16 protein-coding genes are annotated in these 19481 nt (G+C 31.3%); 5 read left to right on the forward strand and 11 right to left on the reverse strand.

From position 1 onward, the window contains the following. Positions 1-170 precede the first annotated feature (170 nt). Entirely contained in the window at positions 171-347 is a 177-nt protein-coding gene (locus tag CD113_RS08355; RefSeq protein ID WP_002461909.1) for a YkvS family protein, read from the forward strand. Between the two features lie 14 nt (positions 348-361). Then, positions 362-964 carry a CPBP family glutamic-type intramembrane protease gene (locus tag CD113_RS08360; RefSeq protein ID WP_002461907.1) on the forward strand — a complete coding sequence of 201 codons (603 nt, stop codon included), beginning with the start codon at positions 362-364 and terminating at the stop codon, positions 962-964. Positions 965-1065: 101 nt separating this feature from the next. On the opposite strand, the gene CD113_RS08365 is transcribed toward CD113_RS08360, so the two are convergent. The 7 genes from CD113_RS08365 to CD113_RS08395 form a co-directional block, all read right to left on the reverse strand. Continuing rightward, positions 1066-2574 (reverse strand): bifunctional metallophosphatase/5'-nucleotidase, encoded by a 1509-nt coding sequence (locus CD113_RS08365; RefSeq protein WP_002461905.1) that lies wholly within the window; start codon positions 2572-2574, stop codon positions 1066-1068. Positions 2575-2773: 199 nt separating this feature from the next. Continuing rightward, positions 2774-4132 carry a TrkH family potassium uptake protein gene (locus tag CD113_RS08370; RefSeq protein WP_002461904.1) on the reverse strand — a complete coding sequence of 453 codons (1359 nt, stop codon included), beginning with the start codon at positions 4130-4132 and terminating at the stop codon, positions 2774-2776. A gap of 16 nt (positions 4133-4148) precedes the next feature. Then, positions 4149-6206 carry a trypsin-like peptidase domain-containing protein gene (locus CD113_RS08375; protein WP_002461903.1) on the reverse strand — a complete coding sequence of 686 codons (2058 nt, stop codon included), beginning with the start codon at positions 6204-6206 and terminating at the stop codon, positions 4149-4151. A gap of 213 nt (positions 6207-6419) precedes the next feature. Continuing rightward, the gene (locus CD113_RS08380) at positions 6420-7220 is read right to left on the reverse strand and encodes a TerC family protein (protein WP_002461902.1); all 801 of its coding nucleotides are present in this window, start codon (positions 7218-7220) and stop codon (positions 6420-6422) included. A gap of 556 nt (positions 7221-7776) precedes the next feature. After that, on the reverse strand, positions 7777-9339 hold the full coding sequence (locus tag CD113_RS08385; RefSeq protein WP_002464613.1) for a peptide chain release factor 3: 1563 nt from the start codon (positions 9337-9339) through the stop codon (positions 7777-7779). After that, entirely contained in the window at positions 9336-9590 is a 255-nt protein-coding gene (locus CD113_RS08390; RefSeq protein ID WP_002464612.1) for a YueH family protein, read from the reverse strand. Before CD113_RS08390 ends, CD113_RS08385 begins: the two co-directional genes overlap by 4 nt. After that, positions 9580-11064 carry a UDP-N-acetylmuramoyl-L-alanyl-D-glutamate--L-lysine ligase gene (locus CD113_RS08395; protein WP_002464611.1) on the reverse strand — a complete coding sequence of 495 codons (1485 nt, stop codon included), beginning with the start codon at positions 11062-11064 and terminating at the stop codon, positions 9580-9582. Before CD113_RS08395 ends, CD113_RS08390 begins: the two co-directional genes overlap by 11 nt. 447 nt (positions 11065-11511) lie before the next feature. On the opposite strand from CD113_RS08395, the gene CD113_RS08400 reads away from it, so the two are divergent. Both CD113_RS08400 and ltaA read left to right on the forward strand, forming a co-directional pair. Continuing rightward, positions 11512-12687 (forward strand): diglucosyl diacylglycerol synthase, encoded by a 1176-nt coding sequence (locus CD113_RS08400; protein WP_002464610.1) that lies wholly within the window; start codon positions 11512-11514, stop codon positions 12685-12687. After that, complete coding sequence (gene ltaA / locus CD113_RS08405) at positions 12665-13855, forward strand: lipoteichoic acid biosynthesis MFS flippase LtaA (RefSeq protein ID WP_002464609.1); 1191 nt, start codon at positions 12665-12667, stop codon at positions 13853-13855. Before CD113_RS08400 ends, ltaA begins: the two co-directional genes overlap by 23 nt. Positions 13856-14055: 200 nt before the next feature. Here the strand turns inward: ltaA and CD113_RS08410 are convergent, their stop codons facing one another. The 3 genes from CD113_RS08410 to CD113_RS08420 form a co-directional block, all read right to left on the reverse strand. Continuing rightward, positions 14056-14565, reverse strand: coding sequence for a YjcG family protein (locus CD113_RS08410; RefSeq protein ID WP_002464608.1), 510 nt, complete (start codon positions 14563-14565; stop codon positions 14056-14058). Between the two features lie 176 nt (positions 14566-14741). Then, on the reverse strand, positions 14742-15488 hold the full coding sequence (locus CD113_RS08415; protein WP_002464607.1) for an esterase family protein: 747 nt from the start codon (positions 15486-15488) through the stop codon (positions 14742-14744). Positions 15489-15594: 106 nt separating this feature from the next. Then, a complete protein-coding gene (locus CD113_RS08420) occupies positions 15595-17154 on the reverse strand; it encodes an alanine/glycine:cation symporter family protein (RefSeq protein WP_002464606.1) in 1560 nt (519 codons plus the stop codon). A 214-nt stretch (positions 17155-17368) separates the two neighbouring features. Here CD113_RS08420 and cozEa point away from each other — a divergent pair, with 214 nt between their 5' ends. Continuing rightward, the gene (gene cozEa, locus CD113_RS08425) at positions 17369-18454 is read left to right on the forward strand and encodes a lipoteichoic acid biosynthesis protein CozEa (RefSeq protein WP_002464605.1); all 1086 of its coding nucleotides are present in this window, start codon (positions 17369-17371) and stop codon (positions 18452-18454) included. 103 nt (positions 18455-18557) lie between these two features. Here the strand turns inward: cozEa and fabI are convergent, their stop codons facing one another. After that, the gene (gene fabI, locus CD113_RS08430; protein ID WP_002464604.1) at positions 18558-19328 is read right to left on the reverse strand and encodes an enoyl-ACP reductase FabI; all 771 of its coding nucleotides are present in this window, start codon (positions 19326-19328) and stop codon (positions 18558-18560) included. Between the last annotated feature and the right edge of the window lie 153 nt (positions 19329-19481).

The raw sequence follows: 19481 nt of genomic DNA on the forward strand, positions 1-19481 counted from the left end.
AGGTGCTATTAATCATCGACCAAGAAAGTGTTTAAATTGGAATTCACCTTATGAAATTTTATGCGACGAACTGTTGCACTTAAATTGACAACACAACATATGTTAATAGTTTATTTGTTTAGTGAATTTTAGTACAATATAATTTAGTTATGATTTAAGGAGGACTTAAAATGACTATTGCAGAAGTAGGTAATATTGTTGAATTTATGGATGGTTTAAAAGGACGCGTTGAAAAAATTAACGACAACTCTGTTATTGTAGATTTAACAATTATGGAAAACTTTAACGATCTTGACTTACCTGAAAAAACTGTTATCAATCATAAGCGATATAAAATCGTTGAATAAGAAGGTTAATGATAATGAATAAGATTTCAAAATCTTTAATTTGGTTTATTATAAGTTTCATAATATTCCACATTATTTTATTTATTATGTGGGGAGAACATCAAGAATATTGGTACCTCTATACTGGAATTATGTTAATTGCTGGAATTAGCTATGTCTTTTACCAGAGAGATATAGATTCCAAACGGTTATTAACTTCCATTGGTGTAGGTATCTTAACGGCCATATTACTAATTGTGATACAACTATTATGTTCATTACTAATTTCTGATTTAAGCTATGCTTCTTTAATTAAAGAATTATCGCGTACAGGAGTTAACTGGAAATGGCAAATGCTAGTAACATTATTAATCGTTATACCTTGTCATGAACTGTATATGCGTACGGTACTACAAAAATGTTTAGAGCAATATCATCTACCATCGTGGGTAAGCATTATTGTCACAGCACTTTGTTCTAGTTCATTATTTATCTATTTAGATAATTGGTGGATTGTTTTCTTTATTTTTATCGCTCAAATTATCTTATCTATTAGTTATGAATATACAAGACGTATCGCAACAACTTCTATAGCACAAATTGCGGCTATTATTCTTTTATTAATATTTAACGGTTAAAAACTTTTCTTAGTCTGAGGGCTAAGAAAAGTTTTTGCTTTTATCGTTGGAAATGATCTTTTTATCATTGTGACAACGCTTATTTGTCGTAACTCTATTGTCTAGTTTTTAATATTAAAATTATCATTAACTACGACTTGGTACGCTTGATTATTTATTAATTTAGCAATCAAACTACTCATCGTATCACTTGTTGCATGATGAATGATTGCACCTGCAAGATAGTTTTTATAATTTCTATAACAATAATCGGTCATCGTTATTCTATAACTTTTAGCTAAATCTATATTGTACAATGTCACTCTATCAAATGGTTGTCTCTCCATATCAATTGTATAATTAAAGCCTTGCCAAATCGTGCACAACGTTTCGTCAATAATTGTTAACGACAGTACTTGTTGATGAAATTCTAAATGTGCATAACTATATTCTAAAATATCTTTAATGTTTTGACCCTTAATAGTTAAATCAATCGGTTTATCAGGGTATGGATACGCTTCATATAAATCTTTATTACGTATTTGCCCAACTAAGCCACGTTCCCCATTTTTCGGAACATGAACACAAGTAATAGTATTATCGTAAGCTAATTTGATGGCATCATGTAATAATTGTGAAAATGGATGTGGTTGACTTACTAAATCTTGAAGTCCATTAACAGCTAACTTCAAAGTGTCATCACTAACAACTTCTTGAGACCAATATTCAACTGCTTTACGATCATAAAAAGTTAACTCTAGTAATTGCTTACTTTCGTCATAGCGATTCAAATTGATAACTTGCGACTCTACACACTCTGCTTCATATGTTGTCGTACGCTTATTAAAACACAGTGACAAATGTACTAATTCTTTAGCATCTTGTCCTGCTTGAACATAAACGGTGTCATCATTTTCTCCAATGATTGTTTGGTGTTGGTGGGCTGTAATCATTAAATCAATAACACCAATTTCTTCCATTAATTTTTCCGCTTCATTAGAATTAGACTTTTTAGTCGTAGTATTGTCACTAATCTTATCTAAACCACCATGATATATCACAATTAAATAGTCAGGTTCTTCTGCTTCATGAATGTACCTAATCCAACGTTTCGATGCTAACAAAGTCTTTTCAATCGTTACATCTTGTTCCATTTCGGCATACTCATTTTCCATTAAGCCATCAGCAGTTACTCCCACAATTGCAATTCTCAAATCATCAAATTGTTTAATAGTATAAGGTGTTGAAAAATATGGTTCTTTAGTGACATTATATTCAATATTAGCCGATAACCATGGAAACCTAGCTAAAGCAATTGAGCGAGTTAAAAAAGATAAACCAAACTTAAAATCACTTGGACTTACACCACTTGCATCATACTGCATACGATTCATTAATTTAATCATAGGATGACGTTTATAAGGTGCAACTATAGCATAATAATAAGCAGCTAATGAACCCGCTAAGCTACCTCCACTATCAAGTAAAATCACATTACTATTATGTTCTCTTATTTGATCAACATATGTTCCCGCTCTATATATATTAGAACCATAATCACCATTTAAAAAATGACTATGCATATCTGACGTGGCTATTATTTCAACGTTAATATTTTCATTCTTCTCCATATCTTTACACCTCTCATTGTCCTTAGTTTAACATGATAAAAATATTATTTGTTAGATAACTACTATTACATAAGAAAAAGGTTAGAACTATAGATTAATATGTATACTACAAAGCTCCATTTATATGGCCACTTTGAAAGAACATATTTAATCTGTCCTAACCTTGTCATCATTTAGTTAATCATTTCTAACTATTATATTATCCAATTTGAATACGTTCTTTTGGATAATGATATTTATCTGGCTCACGTCTACCAGCAATCATAATAATAAACGAAATCAATCCAACACGTCCGATAAACATGAGTACCATTAAAACTATTTTAGACACATCACTAATATCACTAGTAACACCTAGAGATAATCCGCATGTTCCAAAGGCTGACATCACCTCAAAAAATACTTGTAGGAATGTTAATTTACCATTTTCAGTAGCAGAAATTATGATCATACTAACAAATGTCAAAATAGATGCCGTTGTAAAAACTGCAAATGAACGCTGAATATCCATGATATGTACTTCTCTGTTAAATACTTTAATAGAAGTTTTATCAGCATTATTACTAAAATTAATTAAAAATAATATAACAATAGCAAATGTTGTTGTTCTGATTCCTCCACCCACAGAACTTGGTGATGAACCGATAAACATTAATAGCCCCATAATGATATTTGTTGGATCACTTAATTGAGTGACATCTAAAGTTTGTAAACCTGCACTTCTCGTAGTAGCTGATTGAAATAAAGAATAAAATAGTGATTGGTGCCAACTTAGTCCTTTAAAAGCATGATTATGCTCAAATAGTAGTATCGTTAACACACCTACAATAAATAGAAACAAATATGTAGATGTTGTAATTTTAGTAAATAACGAAAATCTAAAATTAGTTACTCTATTTTGAATATAAGCTTTTAATTCAAGTAATACTGGAAAGCCTATTGAACCTAAGACGATTAAAAATATCACAATCGCTTGAACAAAATAATCATGAGCATACGGAATGAGTGATTTACCAGTAATATCTAAACCGCCATTCGTTGTAGCAGATATCGATACAAATATGCCCTGCATTAATGCATATTTTAAGTCTGGCGTATCCCGGTAAAAATAAAACGCTAATAATAACGCACCAACAAGTTCAATAACAAATATTGATTTAACAATATCAATAATTAGTTTGACAGTTCCGCTCATCGTATTTTTATTATTATCAAGCATGATTAATTGTCGTTCTCTAATACCAATGTGTTTGCCAAGTACAACCCAGAGCATTGTACCAATAGCCATGACTCCAATACCGCCAATATTTAATATAACTAATATAATAAGTTGACCAAATACGGAGTACGTGTCAACAATACTAACGGGCGATAAACCTGTCACGCTAATACCAGATACAGCGACAAACAATGTGTCTATCGGATTAACTTCGACACCAGGCTTATGAACATAAGGTAAATTCAATAGTAAGAACGCCACTACAATCGCTACCAAATAGTACATTACAATACCTTGTTGAGGACTCGATTTTTTTAAAAACTGGCTAAATATGGACACTACATTCACCTCAACATTATTTCAATTTTAGAGTGATTTCCTTTTCATTTCCATCTCTATATATTTTTGCAGTCAGTGGTTTCAAATTATATTTATGACTAAATAAAACTTGTTTAAAATGTAAATCATCTTCTATCAATTTATCGTCTAGTTCGACAATAACATCATCTTTTTTCAGTCCTGCTTTTTGAGCTAATGACTTAGAATCAACATTCTTAACTACAACACCATTATTAATACTTTGTGGTAATTTAATAGATTGTCGTTCATAAGACGATAAATCTGCGATATTAGTCATTGTCATACCTATGTCAGGGTATTTTATTTTACCTTTAGTTTCTAAATCATGTGTGATTCTTTGCACCTCATTCACAGGTAATGCAAATGACATGCCTTCAACATTCGGCATATCTATTTTTAACGAGATAATACCAATTAATTTACCTTCTCTATTTACTACAGCTCCGCCTGAATTACCTGGGTTAACAGAAGCATCAATTTGGAATGCTTTCATTAGCATATCGTATTTGTTATCTTTATCAAAATCAATAGGTACGTTTCTATTTAATCCAGAAATAATGCCTTCAGTAACTGTACTTTTAAAATCAACACCAAGTGGATTTCCTACAACTATAATAGGTTCACCTAAAACAATGTGATTAGAATCACCAAAAGTGATTTCTTTCGTAGTTGGGTCTTTTGACGTTGCTTTAATAACTGCTAAATCTGACCATTTATCTTTACCCAAAACTTTGCCAATCACACTTTTATTATTAGCAAAGGTTATTTTTTGTTGATCTTTTTTACCAACAACATGCGCATTCGTTACTATATATACAGTGTCACCAGATTTTTTATAAATGACACCTGAACCAATTTCGTCTTCAGAAGCATTTTTATCTTTAGGAATAGACGTATCCTTTTCAGTATTATTTTCAACTGACACAACAGATTTAACAGTATTATTAGCATTCTTCATAGTTGTCGTATAAGCATCTTTACTTTGTTGACTATTATCCATACCTTTATCATTATCATTAACATGATTAAAAATGGCATTTAAAATTACTATTAAAATGATGATACCAACTAAAATAACAATTTTAGGCCAATACATGTGCCAAAATCGTTTAATAATTTCACTATATTGCGACATATCTTTACTATCTGAGCCATACTTATTAGTTGATATTTCTGATGATTGAGTAGCTTTTCTTTGTTGTGCTTTCGTTGTAGATGTAGACTTCTTGTTATTGTTATTTTGTTGTTGCTTGGTTTGAGAATCCGAATCTAATTTCGGTGTTGTTTCTTTGTTGTGCGCGATAACTTTTTCATTTTTATCAGCATTTAACGATTTATTATGCTGATTTTCTTGATTACGTGCGTTTTCTTCATCACTATTAAATTGTTGTGCTCTAACAGTAGCGTCCTTAGTCTTTGCGGTATCTGTTGTTTGAGCACTTTTATGATTGTCATTATGTACTATATCTTCTTCGCTTTCTCGTAGTTCTTCTTCGTCTATTTTGTTAGTATTGTCGTGACGATCTTGGCGTGAATCCTGATTACTAATTAATACTTTGTCTTGACCATGTTGTTGTCGTTTTAATTGCTGTTCTTCAGGTAATGTCAGTGATTTATGACGATTATTTTGATCTTGCATATCTAATACCTTGTCATCATCACGATTACTTGTTGAGTTATCCAATTGATCTGTGACATTTGAATTAGTTTGCTTTTTTAAAGAATCAGATGCAGATTGTTGCTTGTCGTCAATTTCTTGATCAGTTGTTATCTTGTCATCATGTTCATTAGCATCTTCTATATTTGTCTTGTCACTATTGTCATAATGACGTAATGCATTAGGATGACTATCTTCATTTGTATCTTTTGTTTCATTAGGTGATTGTGGTTGTGCATCTCTAGGTGATTGTGTTTCTTCATCTTCAGATGATGTAAGTTGTTCATCTTGATGACTATGTTGTTGCTTGTCTTTTAACTCTTCTTCTTCAAAAAATTTACGTTTCTTACGTCGATATTGGCTTTTTGGTATTACATGCTTTTGACCCTTATCCACTTATGTCCACTCCATTCAATTAAATCACTACTTATTATGCCATATTAACGTACTTCTTGCTTAGAAATCTATGACTTTTCTATAAAATTTCACTTTACAATGCTTCTCACTAGCATTTTCAACGTCGCTGATTTAAATGACATAAAAAATAAGGAACCTTTAACCATAAGTCAAAAAAGTTCCTTATACAAAAATATAAGTAATATCTAAATATTATTTATTAGTCTTTTTATTATTAACAACTGAAGCAAACCATCCAATAGCAACTAATAATAATAGTACTGTCCAGAAAATAGCTTGCCATAATACTGTATGTGGAAATGATTCAGGTAAAATTTTAATATCGGGATGCGCTAATACTAAAATGACTAATTTAATACCTATCCATCCAACAATGGCAAAGGCTGCACCTTCTAAACCTGGATATTTATTTAATAATTCAACAAACCAAGTTGCAGCAAATCTCATTAAGATAACACCTATCATACCACCTAAGAACATCACACTAAATTGACCAAGATCCATACCACCAAAATGAATACCTAATTTCGGTAGTGTAACAGCAATTGCTAATGCTGCTAACATAGAATCAATTGCAAAAGCGATATCAGCAAATTCAACTTTAAATACCGTACCCCAGAATGACTGATTGCTTGCTTTAATTTCTACACCTGACTCATCATAGTGATGGTCATCGCCAGTTTGATGTGTTTCACCACTTTTATCATGATTAAAGAATTGATACAGATTTTTGATAGACATATAAATAAGATATATTGCTCCAGCGGCCTGTATAAACCAAAAATTTGCAATAATACTGATTAAAAATAGTGCGATAAATCTAAATACAAATGCACCTAGTAAACCATAAAACAACGCTTTTTTTCGTTGTTCCGGCGGTAAATGTTTTACCATAACTGCCATAACAATGGCATTATCTGCTGCTAATAAACCTTCTAAAAATACTAAAACAACGAGCACCCATAAATAAGGCAGAATCAAACTTGGATCCATCACTGTACAACTCCTTTTAATATATAACTTACCTATGCTTTGTAAAATTATGTTGTTACATTCAACAATTATAGATGTGACCTTTATCAACATAGCTCAAAATACAGGTTCTCTATTTTTCAGGATTGATAAATAAAAAATAAATAATTTTAAAACTAAAATTAATTTGAAGCCGAGACTCCTGAGGGAGCAGTGCTAGGCGAAGACTACAGGCTGAGACAGCACCCTAGGAAAGCGAGGCTAAAAAATAATTATGTATCAGTCCAATTTGGGAGAGAACCAAAATACAAAACATATATCGTTTTCAAATAAAAAGACCCATGCTAAAAATTTAGCAAAGGTCTCACTAAGCAATATGAGTTGCTCACTTTACCGGAAGTTCGACTCCGTAATGACGATAAAGTGTCGAATTATATCTACTGTATAATTCTTAAGTTACTCCCCTCAGACAACATGTCATAGGTAATTTATTTGTTACCATACAGTATACATAGTTCTCTTTATGAATACAATTTATTTTTCTTATTATATTACAAATTTTAATACTTATTGAATCTTATAATAGACTATATAATTTTACTTCAGGGAATTTTTCTTCAAACCATCTTGTTGCAAAATCATTTTCAAATAAGAATACTAATTGATCATATCTATCTTTCACTAATATCGATCTTGAAGTATTCATTTTATCGCTTACCTCATCTTCATTTTCAATCCATCGGGCAATTTTACGACCAACTGGTTCCATTACAACATCTACATTATATTCATTATTCATACGATGCTCAAAGACTTCAAATTGCAGTTGACCAACAGCACCTAAAATAATTTGATTCGTGTGCAATGTTTTATAATACTGGATGGCACCTTCTTGAACTAATTGCTCAATACCTTTATGGAAATGTTTTTGTTTCATAACATTCTTAGGTGATACTTTCATAAAAATTTCAGGTGTAAATTGTGGTAAGTCTTGGAAACTAAAATGTTGTTTACCTCCAACTATCGTATCTCCAATTTGATAATTACCTGTATCATATAATCCAATAATATCTCCAGCAACTGCATGATTAACTGTTTCTTTATCATCAGCCATAAAAGAAGTTGAACGGGTAATTTTTTGTTTTTTGTTAGTACGTTGCAGTGTCACATCCATTCCTCGTTCAAATGCGCCGCTGACAACTCTCATAAATGCGATTCTATCACGGTGCTTAGGATCCATATTGGCTTGAATTTTAAAGATGAACCCTGAGAAATCATCATCATATGGACTTACTTCTATATCTTCCTTAGTTTGTCTTGCATGAGGCATAGGGGCAAAATCTACATAAGCATTCAAGAAATTTTGCACGCCGAAATTTGCTAATGCTGAACCAAAGAACACAGGTGTTAAATCACCATTTTGCAACGCTTCATCGTCAAATGTTTCTCCAGCTTCTTCGACTAACATCATTTCTTCAATCGCTTGTTCAAATGCACTGTCATTAACAATCGCATGTGACTCTTGTAATTCAAAGTCGTCATTTAAGTGAAGTAGATTTTCTTCATCTCTAAATGGTTCGATTGTTTTAGTTTTTCTATCAATAATACCAAAGAAATTTTGACCCATACCAATCGGCCAATTCATAGGGTATGTTTCAATGTTCAAAGTTTCCTCAATTTCATCCAATAATTCAAATGGTTCTTTACCAACTCGGTCTAATTTATTGATAAAAGTAAATATTGGGATACCACGCATTTTACAAACTTTAAATAATTTCAAAGTTTGAGGTTCAATTCCTTTAGCACAGTCAATCACCATTACCGCACTATCTACTGCCATTAAAGTTCTATAAGTATCTTCTGAAAAGTCTTCATGTCCTGGTGTATCTAAAATGTTAATTTTATAATCATCATAATCAAACTGCATTACTGAAGATGTTACTGAAATCCCACGTTCTTGTTCTACTTTCATCCAGTCACTTGTAGCAAATTTACCAGTTTTCTTACCTTTAACTGTACCTGCTTCACGTATGGCACCACTAAAATATAGTAATTTTTCTGTTAATGTTGTTTTCCCAGCATCTGGATGAGAAATAATTGCAAATGTCTTTCTAGACTCTACTTCTTGCTTTAAATTCATGAATCATGCTCCTTTTTATATGTGTCAATCCAATGAGTAAGTTGTTGCGCGATAAACTGCGCTTCATTTTCTTCTTTAAATACAAATAACTGCATTAATAATTCTTCATAGCACTCGTCTTTATTAGTTGTAAGTGGTAGTTCCACAGACCAAAACCACTCTGGAATAGCTATCAATAACATTTGATTAGTTGGTATTTCAATATAAACATTCAACTTTAGATGATTGTCAATCAACTGTTTAATGATCAATTGGGCCACCGCCAAATTTTTTATATGCCGCTTCTAAACCTATTAAATCATCTCGATGTGGTACTTTAACATGACCTGGCATGATTTGATATGGTTCACGCCCTTTTGAAGCTAAGACTACTGTATCACCTGGTTCTGCAACATCGATAGCATGTTTAATACCTGCTGCACGGTCATCGAATTCAATGTAATTGTCATGTGTTGCACCTTTAGCTAACTCTGCTGTTAACATTTTCGGGTCGTCATTTGCAGGATTATCTGGTGTAAAGATAACATAATCAGCTCTACATGCAACACTACCCATTTCTGGTGTCTTAGTTAAATCACGTTCTCCAGCCATACCAACTAAAAAGATTAATTTTTGTTTAACGAATGGTTTTACAGCATCAATCAATTTATTCATACCATCAGCAGTATGTGCATAATCAATAATCAAGTCTATCGGTAATGAAGGATCTAATACTTCTAATCTACCTTCTACAGGTTCAAGATGTTCAACTGCCTTAATAATATCTTCTAATGATACGCCTTTACTCCATACTGCAATCATTGCTGCCATTATATTAGAAATATTAAATTTACCTACATATGGAGATTTTACAGCGTAACTACCAAATGGTGTTTCAAAATCAAAAGTTACACCTTGCAATGACTCATGTATATTTGTAGCTGTGAATTGTGCATCATTGTCAATACCGTAAGTAAATACTTCATAAGGTGTGACAGTAGTTAAATAATGTGAAAAATCATCATCATTATTGACAATAGCATATTTTTCTTTCGCTAAGTCTTCACCTAGTTGACTAAATAATAAAGATTTAGCATGACCATATGCTTCCATTGTGCCATGAAAATCTAAATGATCCTGCGTTAAATTTGAGAAAATAGCAACATCAAATTCAACACCTCTTAAACGGCCTAGTACTAAACCATGACTTGATACTTCTAACGTCATAGATTCAGCACCAGCATCAACTGCTTCTTTAATTTTCTTAGTTAATGACACAGTTTCTGGTGTTGTATTGGCCCCTTTTGTTTTAGTCTCATTAATTTGAAAACCATTTGTACCTAAATAGGCACTATTTTTATGTAATTTTCTATTAATCAAATGTATCATTGTTGCAATCGATGTTTTACCATTTGTACCAGTCACACCATAAGTTATAAGTTGATGACTTGGATAATTAAATAATGTATGTGCTAATATACTCGCAACTCTTAAAGTATCTGGCACTATAACCTGTGTAACATCTCCAGACAATTGTTGTTCTTTATTGACAACAATAACATTACATCCTTGATTTACTACATTTTGACAAAATTTATGGCTATCAACCGTATAACCTACTGAAGCTACAAAAATACTACCTGCTGTAGCAGTACGTGAATCAGTAGTTATATCTTCAATTTCTCTATTTAAAGTACCTATGACACGTTTTACTTTAATTTTTTCAAACAACGTATTCGCATTCAAACTGAACCGCTCCTTTTTTTACAATAGTTCTATTATACACGTTTTAACTGTGTTTATAAATTTATAATTATTTTTAATAAGCTATAATCAACTATGATAATGATAGTATATTTCCAATATATTTCGTATTTCTTCATATAATATGTTTTTTAATCTGAGATATAACTTAATTATTATAACTAACAGTAACAAAAATTATGCTATAATTAACTACTGTACTTTTTTTGAATCAAAAATTTTTCAACATAACTATTACGATACTTTCTAATAACATTAGTTAAAATTCTTCTAAAGTTATTTTAGCTATAATTGTTGATGCCAATACAATACGTCAACTTTTTTGACTCAACCTCAACTTCATCATTAAATTAGCGTTATTTCTTTTATAATAATGAAAAATAAGTTACACTTAAACTAAATTTTTAGATTAACGGAGGGTGGCTATTAATGGTTACTCAAAATAAAAAGATATTGATTATTACTGGGTCTTTCGGTAACGGTCATATGCAAGTTACTCAAAGTATCGTTAAGCAATTAAATGATATGAATTTAGATCATTTAAGCGTTATTGAACACGACCTTTTTATGGAGGCGCATCCTATTTTAACTTCCATTTGTAAAAAGTGGTATATCAATAGCTTTAAATACTTTAGGAATATGTATAAAGGGTTTTATTACAGCCGCCCAGATAAGTTAGATAAATGTTTCTACAAATATTATGGACTAAATAAATTAATCAATTTGTTAATTAAAGAAAAACCTGACTTAATTTTAATGACATTTCCTACCCCAGTAATGTCAGTATTAACTGAACAATTTAATATTAATATTCCAATCGCAACGGTCTTAACAGATTATCGTTTACATAAAAACTGGGTGACGCCACATTCTGAACGTTATTATGTAGCCACTGAAGAGACTAAACAAGATTTCATTGAAGTGGGCATACCAGCCGACCATGTTAAAGTAACAGGAATTCCAATTGCGAATAAATTTGAAGAACATATTGATCGTAATCAGTGGCTTAATAAACATAACTTAGACCCTAATAAACATATTATTTTAATGTCTGCAGGTGCGTTCGGCGTTTCTAGTGGCTTTAATACGATGATAACTGACATATTATCACAAAGTCCAAATGCACAAGTAGTGATGATATGCGGTAATAGTAAAGATTTAAAACGTTCACTACAACAGCAGTTTAAATCTAATTCAAACGTCTTAATTTTAGGATACACTAAACATATGAATGAATGGATGGCTTCAAGTCAATTAATGATTACTAAGCCCGGTGGTATTACAATATCTGAAGGCTTATCTCGACATATTCCTATGATCTTTTTAAATCCTGCTCCAGGACAAGAATTAGAAAATGCTTTATTTTTTGAACAACAAGGGTTTGGTAAAATTGCGCATACTCCTGATGATGCAGTTAATATAGTAGCTGAATTAACGACCAACGAAGAACAATTATTAGCCATGACCGATCAAATGAAAAACAACAATATAAACCATTCAACTGAAAAACTATGTAGAGACTTATTAAATATGTTAGGTCATTCTTCACTACCACAAGATATTTATGGAAGGGTTCCTTTATATGCACGATTCTTCGTTAAGTAATTATGCTAACAAGAGAAACTTTATTTTAATGCTGGTCATTCTCTTCTTAATGGAATTTGCTAGAGGTATGTATATACTAAGTTATATTAATTATTTGCCAACTGTAACATCGATTGCTGTTGCCATTACCTCTTTAGCATTTTCAATACATTTCATTGCGGATGCCACTACTAATTTTGTTATAGGTTTCTTACTTAAAAAATTTGGTGCTCGTACCGTTTTAACATCCGGGTTTATCTTAGCGTTTTTAAGTTTATTTTTAGTTATTTGGTTTCCAGCATCACCAGTTGTTATTATTCTAAGTGCAATTATGCTAGGTATTGCAGTTAGTCCTATTTGGGTTATCATGTTATCTAGTGTTGAAGAAGATAAACGCGGTAAACAAATGGGCTATGTCTATTTCGCTTGGTTACTTGGACTTTTAGTTGGTTGGGTTGTCATGAACTTTTTAGTAAAACTGCATCCAACTAAATTTGCATTTATGATGTCTTTAGTCGTTCTAATAGCTTGGATATTATATTATTTTGTTAATGTGACATTGACTAACTATAATACACGACCTGTAAAGGAACAGTTAGGTCAAATTGTTGACGTTACTAAAAGACATTTATTATTATTTCCAGGTATTTTATTACAAGGTGCTGCAATCTCTGCTTTAGTACCTATCTTACCTACTTATGCAACAAAAGTTGTCAAAGTGAGCACTATTGAATATACGGTTGCTATCATTATAGGTGGCTTAGGTTGTGCATTCTCAATGCTTTTTTTATCAAAATTAATTGATCATAGAAGTCGTAATTTTATGTATGGTGTTATTTTAACTGGTTTCCTCTTATATATGGTTTTAATATTTATCTTATCTATGATATTTAACATTTATGTAGTTTGGATCATAGCCTTAGCGATTGGTTTGATGTATGGGATTTTACTTCCTGCCTGGAATACCTTTATGGCACGCTTTATTAAAAGTGATGAACAAGAAGAAACTTGGGGTGTTTTTAATAGTATTCAAGGTTTCGGTTCAATGATTGGACCATTATTTGGAGGATTAATTACTCAATTTACGAATAATTTAAATAATACATTTTACTTTTCATCCTTAGTCTTCCTAGTATTAGCTATATTTTACGGTACGTATTTTATTAGCCATAGACAAAGAAAACATTAATTTTTAACGTATTGTTGTTTAAATATAGAATATAACAATATAAACGATTTTAAAGTATTTGAATTGTATCTAGTAATAGCTTTCATAAAACAAAAAGTGAGTATATATCTATTTGTCTAATAAATAGGTATATACTCACTTTTTATATACTAAAGATCTAAGGGGTAGGCGGAGTCACCTCTTACCCATTATTTTTATAATTATGCTAATTTAAATGTTTCTAATTCTTTCCATTTGTCTTCTTCTTCATCGAATCTTAATAACGTTAAATCTTCAATAACTTCTTCATGGTCTACCCCTGCAAGAGCAACTTGTCCAAAAATATCTTCAAATTCTTGACTTGAAAGTCCTTGTGCAATTGTAAAATGTGGCACAAAAACATGCTCTGCTTCACCATAGAAATCACTATCATTAAAACGATCAAATAATGTTTCTAGCTCATCAGTCTTTGCAACTTTAAAATAAATAACATTATTCGTTGGCTTAAAACTAGATGCCTTTGTTGCATGTACATTAACAGCTGGGACATCTTTGATTCTAGCTCTGACTTGACTCACCACTGAATCTAAATCTTGATCGTCAATTTCAAACGGAGCTTTAATTGTGATATGTGGTTTAATACGTGCATACTGCTTATCATAACGTTTACGATATGAATCTACCGTGTCTTGAAATGACTTTGATGGAATTAATGCTAACCCTAAAATCATCCAAATTCCTCCTTTGTTTAACCTAGTGTTATTATATCAAAATTTTATGAAAACCGTTACTTTAAAATTAACAATTACATATTTTTTACAAAACAGACAAATTTTTAATTAAATAACTTTTTAATATCTTAGTTATAACCATCTTTTATAACTGTGTTTTAATCAACGGTTAATTATTAATCTTGTATTTTCTCATGTAAAAAATAAGTTAAAATTTGTGGTAATAACGGTTTCCATGATTTCCATTGATGACCACCGTCAAATTCTTCATAATGATAAGTCATATTATATTGTGATAATAATTGATATAATTCACGATTAGGTGTTAAAAAATTAGCACGTTTACCATTAGTTGGTAGTTCAAAATCCTCCTCGTCAAGTCCAACAGCATGCCAAATTGTTAATTGCTCAATATTGCTACATGCTTCAATCTTTTCTTTTACAGCTCCATCATATTGAGGGCTTAACATTGCAACTTGACTAAAAATCGTAGGATATGTAAGTGCTGTTAATAAAGCGATACTCCCTGCTAAGCTATCTCCCATTAATAATCTAGCATTACCAACTTTATACGTTGAAAATTGTGATTCTATAAACGGCAAAATTTCTTGGCCAACAGCTTTAATTGTTAAGTGAGATCTTGAACCTTGTGGATGAAACTCTTCACGTCTTTTATCAACGTCTTCATAATGAAATCCTACAATAATAGCATTCTCTATGTGTTCTTGCTCAGATAAAGCTTCTAATGACCGTTGAATTCGACCAAATCTTAAGAAGTCTAAACCATCAAAACATAAAATGACTCTATACTTAAATAAATGACTATATTGTTCAGGTAAATAGATACTCAATGTTACTTCTCTATTTAAAATTTCACTAAAATAAACATGTTTATTTATCTTACCATTTTTATATTCTGACATAACAAAGTGCCCCCTAGTAGTTGTATTATTATTGTACCAAGAGACACTTTATTTTTAAAATTGTATTTACTTATTTCAAATATAATCTATGATTTGTGATGTTGTTTTACTTGTTTCTGTTCAATCTTTGAGGATATGTCTTTAACCAAAATACTGCATTTGGCAGTTTGTTAGCATCTGGTTTATAAACTGCATGATAACCATTTCCTAATTTCTTACGCTGTATTTCATAATCTTTAAGTGCATTCACTGCAGGCTTATGTAGTATCCAAATAGCAATAATATTTAACCAAGCCATTAACCCAACCCCAAGATCACCAAGTGCCCATGCTACATCAGCAGTTTTAATAGCACCATAAAAAGTAGCAAATAATAAAATCATTCGCGCAATATTAATATATATATTAGATATGTGGTTATTATAATGACGTGTTAAATAAGCAACATTTGTTTCAGTTATGTAATAATAAGATAAGATTGTAGTAAAGGCAAAGAAGAATAAAGCAAAAGCAACAAAATAAGAACCTACTCCTGAAAATGATGGATCAAAATGGTAGTGATTTCCTTGAAAAGCCTTATCTATACCAGCTTGAACATACATAGCTGTTCCTGAATAATCTTTACCTGTATCAGAGTCTACAAAAATACCACCATCTTTGATTAAATGTGGTGTACCATTTGCATTCATCGTTCCATCAGTAACATTGTAAGTGCCAGAAATTAATATAATTAATGCAGTAGCTGTGCACACAAATAAAGTATCAATATAGACAGAAAATGCTTGAACTAAACCTTGTTTACTTGGATGTGACACTTCAGCAGCAGATGCTGCATGAGGTCCAGTACCTTGACCGGCTTCATTAGAATATAATCCTCGTTTAACTCCAATTTCTATCATTGCACCAACAATCCCACCAAAAGCAGATTGTAAACCAAATGCTGACTTGAATATCACAGCAAATAAAGCTGGTATTGCTTGTAAATTAAGACAAATAATCACTACTGCCATCAATATGTATATAATTGCCATAAACGGTACAACAGCCGTTGCAACATTTGCAATGCTGCGTAACCCACCAAATATGATTAAACCTAAGACTATCACTACACCAATTCCCATTAACCATTGAGGAATTTGAATAGCATTATGCATTGAACTTGCAATAGCATTAGATTGAACACCTGGTAATAACAATCCTACTGATATAATAGTAACAATGGCAAATAGAGTACCATATATTTTACCGAACTTTCCACCTATACCATATTCAATATAATAAGCAGGACCACCGCGATATTCATTGTTTTCAACACGTTTAAAAATTTGGCCTAACGTCGATTCAATAAATGCACTACTTGCTCCTAAAAATGCACTAATCCACATCCAAAATACTGCTCCGGGACCACCAATAAATATAGCCGTTGATACACCTACAATATTACCCGTACCAACTCTTCCAGCTAATGACATTGCAATAGCTTGAAAACTGGATACACCATTTGGAGAACGCTCTCCCTGAAACATGAGTCTTATCATTTCTTTAAAGTGCCTTACTTGAAAAAATCTCATACGCAAAGTAAAAAACAAACCTGTCAATAATAAGCCATATACCAGAGGTTTACTCCAAACAATTTCATTTAAGAAACCTACTAATTTTTCAATCATATGACTCCCCCTTTTTAATTTAATTAAAAATATTATACGATGTATATTTACACACTTCAATATAATTTTTCAGAATATTTTGTAAAATCAACACAATATATTACTAATGTAGCCATCTATTTTCCTGTTAACTAATATAATTCTTTTTTACATGTATATTTTGAGCTATACTTATAGATAACTGTATTTTAAATTTTTAGGAGGAACGTCATTTATGTTGAACAAAGTTTGGTTTCGGACTGGCATAGCATTAATTATGTTGTTCATAATCATCAAACTATTTATGGAAGTGCATGAAGTATTTGCACCAATCGCCACAATTATTGGCTCTGTATTTCTTCCATTTTTAATTAGTGGTTTTCTATTTTATATTTGCTTGCCTTTTCAACAACTACTAGAAAAAGTAGGTTTCCCTCGTTGGGCAAGTATTACGACTATCATGCTAGCGTTATTTGCAATTATTGGTATTATTATCGCTTTTATCGCACCAATAATTGTATCAAATATTAATAATTTAATTAGTCAAACACCAGCATTACAAAAAGAAGCAGAACAAATTATCAATTTTGCTTTAGCTCAAATGGATAAATTACCTAGCGATGTAACAAGTAGGATTACTAATATGGTTAAATCTATGGGAGATGGAGTAACAAATATATTATCTAATTCATTACAATATATTACTTCATTAGTTTCTACTATCTTCTTATTAATTATGGTGCCGTTCTTTTTAATTTATATGTTAAAAGATCATGAAAAATTTATTCCAGCAATTGCTAAATTTTTCAAAGGTGAACGTAAAGTATTTTTTGTTGATATGTTAACTGATGTTAACTTCACTTTAAAATCATATATTCAAGGTCAAGTTACTGTCAGTGTTATTTTAGGCATTTTCTTATACTTAGGGTATTCAATTATTCACTTACCTTATATTCCACTACTTGTATTATTTGCAGGTGTAGCAAACTTAATTCCATTTTTAGGTTCTTGGTTATCCTTTGCACCCGCTGCAATTTTAGGTATTATTGATAGCCCTACTACTTTTATTTGGGTATGTATCATTACTTTAATTGCACATCAACTTGAAGGTAATGTCATTACACCTAATGTTATGGGTAAATCTTTACATATCCATCCCCTTACAATTATCGTTGTTATATTAGCAGCTGGTGATTTAGGTGGCTTTACATTAATTTTAATTGCAGTACCTCTATATGCTGTACTTAAAACAGTAGTAAGTAATATCTTTAAATACCGACAACGAATTATTGATAAAGCTAATAGTGATGTTAAAGACTGATAAACAAAAAGAGTTGAAGCATTGATGCTTCAACTCTTTTAATGTTAATTACAAATTAGAACGAGATCAAACACAATTGTACGATCTCGTTTTATTTTTTATATTATTTTATAGCGTGGAAACCACTGTCTACATGAATATTTTCACCAGTAACACCACTTGATAAATCACTTAATAAGTATGCTGCTGTCTTACCGACTTCTTCTTGATCAACATTACGTTTTAAAGGTGCACGTTCTTCGATTTCTTTTAATATTGTGTTGAATCCTCCGACACCTTTGGCACTAAGCGTACGAATAGGACCAGCTGAAATAGCATTGACTCTAATATTATCAGGGCCTAAATCTAATGCTAAATATTTTACATTAGCTTCTAAACTAGCTTTAGCTACGCCCATAACGTTATAGTTCTGAACCGCAAATTCTCCACCTAAGTAGGTAGTTGCAACAATGCTACCACCTTCAGGCATCAATTTTTTAGCTTCATGAGCTACGATAGTTAAAGAATATGAGCTGATATCTTGTGCTAATAAGAAACCTTCACGAGATGTTTCAGAAAAACGTCCACGTAAATCTTCCATATTAGCAAAAGCGATTGAATGGTATACACCATCAATATTTCCAACTTCTTGACCAATTTTAGCAAAGCCATTAATCACTTCTTCGTCACTTTGAACGTCGATTTGGTATAAACGTTGTTCACTTTGATTAAGTTGTTCTAATAATTTCTCTAATTCTTTACGGCTACGCTCTTTACGATATGTAAATACTAATTTGGCACCTAAAGCATCTAATACTTTAGCAACACCAAAACCAATACTACGTTTGTTTGCAATACCCATAATAACAAATGTTTTGTTTTCAAGATTTAACATATTTATAACTCCTTATAATCTTTAAGTATTTATGAATTTGTAGTTAATCCATTTTAGTTCTTACTTATGTCGTCATTATATTTTAACATTAAAAATCGATTTTAATAAAGTTATTTTACCTATATATTATAGTAAACTAATAACATTCAATTA

This window comes from Staphylococcus simiae (assembly GCF_002902085.1).
In the GTDB taxonomy this organism is placed as follows: Bacteria; Bacillota; Bacilli; order Staphylococcales; family Staphylococcaceae; genus Staphylococcus; species Staphylococcus simiae.